Source organism: Bradyrhizobium sp. (assembly GCF_030693485.1).
Taxonomy (GTDB): domain Bacteria; phylum Pseudomonadota; class Alphaproteobacteria; order Rhizobiales; family Xanthobacteraceae; genus Bradyrhizobium.
In genome coordinates this window covers 26,395-34,054 of the sequence record NZ_JAUYAN010000050.1, presented here as the reverse complement: position 1 = coordinate 34,054, position 7,660 = coordinate 26,395, and the positions used below count along the sequence as shown (strand labels likewise).

8 protein-coding genes and 1 pseudogene are annotated in these 7,660 nt (G+C 64.0%); 7 read left to right on the top strand and 2 right to left on the bottom strand.

Going from position 1 to position 7,660, the window contains the following annotated elements; translation table 11 throughout:
• From Q8N40_RS03970 to Q8N40_RS03955, 4 genes and pseudogenes are all read left to right on the top strand, one after another.
• A pseudogene (locus Q8N40_RS03970) lies at positions 1 to 355 on the top strand (helicase); the annotation flags it as partial.
• Positions 356 to 376: 21 nt separating this feature from the next.
• A complete protein-coding gene (locus tag Q8N40_RS03965) occupies positions 377 to 646 on the top strand; it encodes an RNA-binding S4 domain-containing protein (protein ID WP_305318969.1) in 270 nt (89 codons plus the stop codon).
• Between the two features lie 121 nt (positions 647 to 767).
• On the top strand, positions 768 to 1,106 hold the full coding sequence (gene fdxA, locus Q8N40_RS03960; RefSeq protein ID WP_305318968.1) for a ferredoxin FdxA: 339 nt from the start codon (positions 768 to 770) through the stop codon (positions 1,104 to 1,106).
• 177 nt (positions 1,107 to 1,283) lie between these two features.
• Positions 1,284 to 2,309, top strand: a complete 1,026-nt coding sequence (locus Q8N40_RS03955; protein WP_305318967.1) for a CarD family transcriptional regulator — start codon at positions 1,284 to 1,286, stop codon at positions 2,307 to 2,309.
• Positions 2,310 to 2,451: 142 nt separating this feature from the next.
• Here Q8N40_RS03955 and Q8N40_RS03950 read toward each other — a convergent pair whose 3' ends face one another.
• Together Q8N40_RS03950 and Q8N40_RS03945 are read right to left on the bottom strand one after the other, a co-directional pair.
• On the bottom strand, positions 2,452 to 3,942 hold the full coding sequence (locus Q8N40_RS03950; RefSeq protein WP_371135607.1) for a M48 family metalloprotease: 1,491 nt from the start codon (positions 3,940 to 3,942) through the stop codon (positions 2,452 to 2,454).
• 27 nt (positions 3,943 to 3,969) lie between these two features.
• Positions 3,970 to 4,776 carry a thermonuclease family protein gene (locus Q8N40_RS03945; RefSeq protein WP_305318966.1) on the bottom strand — a complete coding sequence of 269 codons (807 nt, stop codon included), beginning with the start codon at positions 4,774 to 4,776 and terminating at the stop codon, positions 3,970 to 3,972.
• A gap of 68 nt (positions 4,777 to 4,844) precedes the next feature.
• Between Q8N40_RS03945 and Q8N40_RS03940 the strand changes: the two genes are divergently transcribed.
• From Q8N40_RS03940 to Q8N40_RS03930, 3 genes are all read left to right on the top strand, one after another.
• Entirely contained in the window at positions 4,845 to 5,261 is a 417-nt protein-coding gene (locus tag Q8N40_RS03940; RefSeq protein ID WP_305710876.1) for a VOC family protein, read from the top strand.
• Between the two features lie 244 nt (positions 5,262 to 5,505).
• The gene (locus Q8N40_RS03935; RefSeq protein WP_305318964.1) at positions 5,506 to 6,711 is read left to right on the top strand and encodes an ABC transporter substrate-binding protein; all 1,206 of its coding nucleotides are present in this window, start codon (positions 5,506 to 5,508) and stop codon (positions 6,709 to 6,711) included.
• 144 nt (positions 6,712 to 6,855) lie between these two features.
• Positions 6,856 to 7,647, top strand: coding sequence for an enoyl-CoA hydratase (locus tag Q8N40_RS03930; RefSeq protein ID WP_305318963.1), 792 nt, complete (start codon positions 6,856 to 6,858; stop codon positions 7,645 to 7,647).
• Positions 7,648 to 7,660 lie beyond the last annotated feature (13 nt).

The window sequence follows — 7,660 nt, the reverse complement described above, 5'->3', positions numbered from 1 at the left end:
GGCGAGCCCGCCGCGCGAGGACCGGGGCGGCCGGCCGCCGCGCGAGCGTTTTCAAGGCAAGGGCAGGGACAACGACCGGCCGCAAGGAAGACCCGAAGGCAAGCCGCAGGATAGATCGCAGGGTAAGCCACCAGGCAAATTCGGTGGCGGCGACCGCGACAAGGGTGGCCGTGACAAGGGCGGACGCGACAAGGGTGGTTTCGGTGGCAAGGGCGGCCGCGACAGCGGTCCGTCGCACCGGCAATGGGCCACCAGCGCCGCGCCGCGCGAGCGCGACCGTCCGGTCGATCCGAATTCGCCGTTCGCCAAACTGGCGGCGCTCAAGGAACAGCTCGCCGCCAACCGCAAGGACTGATCCCTTTCTCGATGGTGTTGCTTGGAGCGCCAGCGTCTCGATAAATGGCTGTGGCACGCGCGGGTGGTGAAGGCCCGCAGCAGCGCCGCTGCTTTGGTCGAGGCCGGCCATGTCCGCATCAATGGTATCAGAGAGAAGGCGCCCGGCCACGCCGTCAAGGCTGGCGACGTGCTGACCATCGCGCTCGACAACTCGGTGCGCATCCTGAAAGTGGTCGCGTTTGCCGAGCGCCGGGGCGATGCCACCGCCGCCCGCATCCTCTACGAAGATTTGCACGGCCGCCGGGAATGACTATCTGGAGCACGTGCTGGAGCGCATGAAAACGCCTCCAGAACGTGTCGTTGCTCGACTTGCGGCTGCGGTGTTCCTGCGCTACGCAAACCACTGAAAATTGACCGTTTCGGAGCCCTGGATGACTTACGTCGTCACTGAAGCCTGCATCAAATGCAAATACACCGATTGCGTTGAGGTCTGCCCGGTAGACTGTTTCTACGAGGGCGAGAACATGCTGGTCATCCATCCCGACGAATGCATCGACTGCGGCGTGTGCGAACCGGAATGCCCCGCCGATGCGATCAAGCCCGACACCGAGCCCGGCCTGGAAAAGTGGCTGGAGGTGAATACCGAATACGCCAAGACCTGGCCGAACATCACCCAGAAGAAGGAAGAGCCGTCCGACGCCAAGGATTTCGACGGCATGGAAGGCAAGTTTGAGAAATATTTTTCTCCGGCGCCCGGGAGCGGCGACTGATTTGAAGCGTCCCGGCTGATTTGAAACAGGGCCGTTTCGGCCCTACGACCGCCGCCAGCTTAACCCTAATCTGCGTGAGATCGCCGAAAGCGCCCGCCGAGCCCTCCGGCAGGGCGTAAATCATTGATTTTTCCGGAAAATGTGCTATATTGGACACAATACTAGCCGAATCCAGCCATGCGTACCTGTGGCCCTCGGGTTCCCGTGAAAAACATCCAACAGGGGCGTGGCAGTTTCCGCGCGCAGGCTGTGTCACAGAAAACGCGTAAAAAGAGTGCTTCAAAGACCACCAAAAAAGCCGCTGCGGTGAGCCGCAGTGCAACCAAAGGCCGTGCCAAGGCTTCTCTTAAGGAGCCCCGAAAGGCCCCGGCCGCCAAATCCTCGAAAAACAAAAGAAGCGCAATGCCAAACAAGACTGCAAAAACTGCCGCGAAAGCGACCGTGTCGAAGGCCCCTGCTTCGAAGGTCGCTCCCAAGCCTTTAACTTCCAAGCCCGTCGCCTTGACCCCGAAGTCCGCGGCCAAGCCGCCCGTGGTGTTGAAGGCTGCGGCGAAGCCCGTTGCCGCCGCCAAGCCGGTCGTTGCCGCCCCCCGGGTCGAGGAGCCGAAGAAGGTTCTGACCCAGCGCCAGGGCTTCAAGACCAACGAATTCGTGGTGTATCCCGCGCACGGCGTTGGCCAGATCCTGGCCATCGAAGAGCAGGAGATCGCCGGCGCACGGCTCGAGCTGTTCGTGATCAATTTCATGAAGGACAAGATGACGCTGCGGGTGCCGACGGCGAAGGTCGCCAATGTCGGCATGCGCAAGCTGTCGGAGCCCGCGCTGGTCAAGCGCGCGCTGGAAACCCTCAAGGGCCGCGCCCGCGTCAAGCGCACAATGTGGTCGCGCCGCGCCCAGGAATACGAAGCCAAGATCAATTCCGGAGACATCGTCGCGATCGCCGAAGTGGTGCGCGATCTCTATCGTTCGGATTCGCAGCCGGAGCAGTCCTACAGCGAGCGCCAGCTGTATGAAGCAGCACTCGACCGGCTGTCGCGCGAAATCGCCGTGGTGCAGCACTCGACCGAGACCGAAGCGGTCAAGGAAATCGAAGGCCAGCTCGCCAAGAGCCCGCGCCGCGGCGCCAAGACGGAGACCGAAGCCGGCGAGGCTGATGCCGACGCCGATGGTGACGACGCCGCGGTCGCGGACGAGGCGGCATAACGCAGCCTTTGGGTTCAGAATTGAGATAGCCCGGTCGCAAGACCGGGCTTTTTCTGTTGGCTGTCATTCCGGGCCGCGAAGCGAACCAGGAATCTCGAGATCCCGGGTCCGCTTCGCGGCCCGGGATGACGCGCTTCGCGCTTCAATCCACCACGATCTTCACGCGGTCACGCGCCTTCACCTGGGCGTTGGCGTCGAGTCCGTTCAAAATCCGAAACCGTTGCGCCGGGCGGTCGACGCCGGACATGCGGTGCGCCAGCGATTCCACGGTGTCGCCGGGCTGCACGGTGATGACCTTGATGCGCAGCGGCCGGGCGGCCTGGATTTCTTCCAGCGTCAGGCGGCGGAATGAATTCACGGTTTCGCGGGCGTTGCGGTCGCTCTCGGTGGTCTTCTGCTTGGAGGCAAAGATGAAGCGGTAGACGTCGCTGCCGAAGCGCAGCGCATAGACCTTGAACTGCCATTGATCGCCACGCGCGGTGGCGGACGCCGCCGGAAAGCCGTTGATGGTCAATTCCTCCGCCGAGCCCTTCTCGACATTCTCCATCCAGCCGGAATTGAGATAGTCGGCGAGCGTCTGCTCCGACGGCACCCGCACCACGTCGAAGCGCATCGCCTGGGTGCCGCCCTCGCGCACGCCGATCACCGCCTGCGCGGTATTGTCCAGCGTGAAGGTCTCGGGGGCCGCGAAGGTGAAGCCGAGCTTCGGATGCAAAAAGCGCCGGCCGCGCACAAAGCCTTCGCTGGGGTCTTCGCCATAGACGATGTTGTCGATTGCGGCGAGATAGGTCTCGCGGTCGCGTTCGCCGCCCTCCGGCGAGGAGAACTGCCGTGCCGAATTCTGCGCGTTCTGCACCCGCTCGGGGGTCGCCGGATGCGTCGACAGAAAATCCTGCGCGCGCGGATCGAGCGAGGTCTTGCCGGCCTTGAGGGCGGCGTTGCGCTCCATCGAGGTCAGGAAGCGCGCCGCGCCATACGGGTCGAACCTGGCGCGGGCGGAAATGCCGACGCCGATGCCGTCGGCCTCGAACTCCTGGGCGCGCGAAAAGCTCGCCATCGTCAGTTTTGTCTTGGCCAGCGCCAGCGCGGTCAGATCGGGATCGTTGCCCATGTCGGTGACGACGCGGGTGACGACAGCGGCCTGCCGTGCCTGATCCTCGCGGATCGAGGCGTGCTTGGCGAGTACATGCGCCATCTCGTGTGACAGCACTGACGACAATTCCGAGGTGTCGCTGGCGAGCGCGACGAGGCCGCGGGTGACGTAAAGCTGGCCGGTCGGCAGGGCGAAAGCGTTGACCGCGCCGGAATTGAGAATAGTCACCCGGTAGGCCTGATCGGGACGATCCGACGCCGCCACCAGCCGGTCGACGGTCTTGCCGATCAGGGCTTCCAGCCTGGGATCGTCATAGGCGCCGCCATAGGAAGAGAGAATGCGTTCATGCTCGCGCTCGGCGGCGGGGGTCTGCGCCACCGTGCGCGCCGGCTTGGCCGAACCGCCCGCCGAAGGCGCGGCAGTGGTGAAGCGGTCGACGCCGCCGCAGCCGGAAAGCGCCAGAAATGCGCACAGCAGCGGGCCCGCAGCCCAAAGCCGGCGGCCTGTTCCCCTGTCGCGCCGTCCCGCACACCTCGTCACGTCAGCCACTCGTATCTGGCCGGCGGGCTAATTCCCGCCAAGCATTTCAATCTGCCCCACATGGAGCACCTCGATTCGCGGGCCGCCCCGCGCCTCGACCCAGCCACGGACCCGAATCCGTCGATTCTCCAGAGACTTAAGGCCGATCCCGGCCGCCGCATGCGCCGCCGCCGCCCGCCTTGAAATAGTCACCGCAAAGTCGCGTGTCCAGTTCCGGCCGAAATTCAGGTAAGTCGTTGCCCCGGCCTGCCTGACCGACACAACCCTGCCTTCGACCAATGTAAAGCGCCCGATCCCGGCCAAAATATCGCCCGGACTTTCCGCGTTTTTTATGGCTGCCGGATCGGCCCAAATTCCCCGTTTGGCGCGTCGCGCTTCCGCTTCGGCTGCCAACAGCGTCGCAGAGCAGTCCCTGTTGGCGACATCGGCCGATACCAGCGCCTCGCCCTGTGCCAGCAGCATGCTCTGCACCGGCGTATCGCCGCCGGCAAGATGGACGAAAGCGGGCTGGCGGCCATAGCGGTCGGGGCTGTCGCTGTCGCCCGACAATGTCACCTCGCGCCCGGTGATGATGGCAACCAGCGCCGTACGGCCGGCCCTGGCGCCGGCGACCGGCTCGATGCCGGCGAGCCTGATTTCGCGGCCGTCCGTCAGGCGAAACGCGCGCGTATCGATCACGGCGGCGACGCGGCCCTCACCCTGCGGTTCGAACGCGCAGCCCGCCGCATCAGCCGGCGCGGCGCCGGCGAGCAGGCACGTCAACGCCACGGCAAACCCGGCGCAATGCGCCCGCGTGGCAATCACCGGGTGAACGCTGCTTGGAATCGGATCCATTCCTGTATGCTGGCCGCGGTCGGCAGATAACCTTAGCCGAAATCGTTATGTCGACGAAGGGGGAGACGATGGAAGTCAACGGCATCGCGCATTTTTTCCTGACCGCATCGAATTTCGAGCGCTCCCGCGCGTTCTATCGTCAGCTGCTGCCGTTTCTCGGGCTGAAGCCGGTGATGGATACCGAGACGACTTATTACTGCGTCGGCGGTCGCACCGCGGTCGGCATCCGCGCGCCATCGCCGGAGCATGAGGGCGCGGCCTTTGAGCAAGGCCGCGTCGGCCTGCACCATCTCTGCTTCCGCGCCCGCGAGCGCGCCGATGTCGATGAACTGCACGCCTTCCTCGGCACGCTCGACGGCGCCAACATCATCCGCGCGCCGCGCGAGGACCAGTGGGCGCCGGGATATTACTCGCTGCTGTTCGAGGATCCCGATGGCATCAGGCTGGAACTGAATCATGTGCCGGGGAAGGGGCTGCTGGGGTGAGTGGGCGTTATGCGGCGTTCCGCGTTCGAAATACCATCGTCGTCCCTGCGAACGTGTTGGCAGGTACGACGAGTAGTTGGAGTCCATCGCCGACCATTCCGCTTAGCGGAAAATGCCCGCGTCGCAGAGCCACGGCATGCCTCCCGCGCGGCTGCGCGCCTTGCCGCTGCGAGACGCTTCCGGCATGATTGCGGCAACAGAAGTGAGGCCGCAACGAATGCGGTCCGTTCGCAGGGAGGCTTTGATGAGACGGATATTTTCAGGCGTTCTGGCATCGGTGCTGGCATTGTCGGCAAGCGCCGCCCTCGCGCAGACGAAACCTCCGTTAAAACTCGGCGGCATTCTCGATATGTCCGGGCTTTATGCCGACATCACCGGGGCGGGCAGCGAGGCCGCCGCGAAGATGGCGGTGGAGGATTTTGGCGGCGAGGTGCTCGGCCGCAAGGTCGAGATCGTCGTCGCCGACCATCTCAACAAGGCCGACGTCTCGGCCAGCCTGGCGCGCGACATGCTCGACAACCAGGGCGTGGAAATGATCTTCGACGTCGCGGCTTCCGCAACGGCGCTTGCCGCGGGCGAGATCGCAAAAGCGCGCAACAAGCTCATCATCTTTAACGGGCCGGCCACGGTTGCGCTGACCAATGAAGCGTGCGGTCCCTACACCGTGCACTACACCTACGATACCTATGGGCAGGCCAATGTGACGGGGCTTGCGGCCGTCAAATCCGGCCTCGACAGCTGGTTCTTCCTGACCGCCGACTATGCCTTCGGACAGGCGCTGGAAAGGGACACCACCAATGTGGTGGTGAAGAATGGCGGCAAGGTGCTGGGCAGCGTCCGCCATCCACTCAATACATCGGACTTCTCGTCCTTCCTGCTGCAGGCGCAGGCGTCGAAGGCCAAGGTCATCGGCCTCGCCAATGCCGGCGGCGACACCATCAACGCGATCAAGCAGGCTGCAGAGTTCGGGCTGATGAAGGGCGGGCAGAAGGCCTCGCCGCTACTCGTCTTCATCACCGACATCGACAGCATAGGCCTCGAAATCGCGCAGAACCTGCTGCTGTCAGAAGCCTTCTACTGGGATCTCAACGATGAGACGCGGGCTTTTTCAAAGCGCTTCACCGAACGCAGGAAGCGGCCGCCGACCACTGCCCAGGCCGGCGTGTATTCCTCGGTCTCGCATTACCTGAAAGCGGTGAAGGCCGCCGGCACCACTGATGCGGCGGCGGTGATCAAGGTGATGAAGGACACGCCGATCAACGACATGTTCGCCAAGAACGGCAAGATCCGTGACGACGGCCGCATGGTGCACGACATGTACCTGTTCGAGGTCAAGAAGCCGTCGGAGTCCAAGGGGCGCTGGGACTACTACAAGCTGGTCGGCACGGTTTCCGGGAGCGATGCATTCCAGCCGCTGGAACAGTCGCGCTGCCCGCTGGTGAAGAAATAGGCGCCGGACCATTATCCGTCATTGCGAGGAGCACTTGCGACGAAGCAATCCATAGACCCGCAAAGGATGAATGGATTGCTTCGCTGCGCTCGCAATGACGTTGAAACATCTGAGCAAACGAATAACGACAACAAGGAAGCCGCAATGAACAACGAAATCGTCCTGCAGCATCTCGACCATGGCCTGCTCACCATCACCATGAACCGGCCGGATCGCCGCAACGCGCTCAATCCCGACATGACACTGGGCCTGGTGACGGCGGCGCGGCGCGCGGCGGAGGATCACGAGGTTCGCGCGGTGCTGCTGAAAGGCGCCGGCGGCACCTTCTGCGTCGGCGGTGACGTCAAGTCGATGGCGGAAGGGCGGGCGCCTTTGCCGTTCGAGGCCAAGAAGACCAACCTGCGCCGCGGCATGGAGGTCTCCCGCATCCTGCACGAGATGCAGAAGCCTGTGGTGGCGCAGGTCGATGGCGCCGCCGCCGGCGCCGGGCTTTCGATCGCGCTGGCCTGCGATCTCCGCGTTGCCTCGGCGTCGGTCAAGATCACCACCGCCTTCGCCAAGGTCGGCCTGTCGGGCGATTACGGCGGCACCTTTTTCCTGACGCAGATGCTCGGCAGCGCCCGCGCCCGCGAACTCTATCTGATGTCGCCGGTGCTGACGGCGCAGGAAGCGCTTGCGCTAGGGCTGGTGACGAAAGTCGTTCCCGATGCCGAGGTCGAGCAGGCCGCGCATGATCTCGCGATGTCGCTGGCGCAGGGGCCGTCGATCACGCTCGGCTACATCAAGAAGAATATCAACAACGCCGAACACATGTCGCTGGAAGCCTGCTTCGATGCCGAGGCGATGCATCATTCGCGCTCGGGCGAGACCGCAGACCACAAGGAAGCCGCCAAGGCGTTCGTCGAGAAGCGCAAGCCGGTTTTTCAGAACCATTGATCAGGGGCATGAG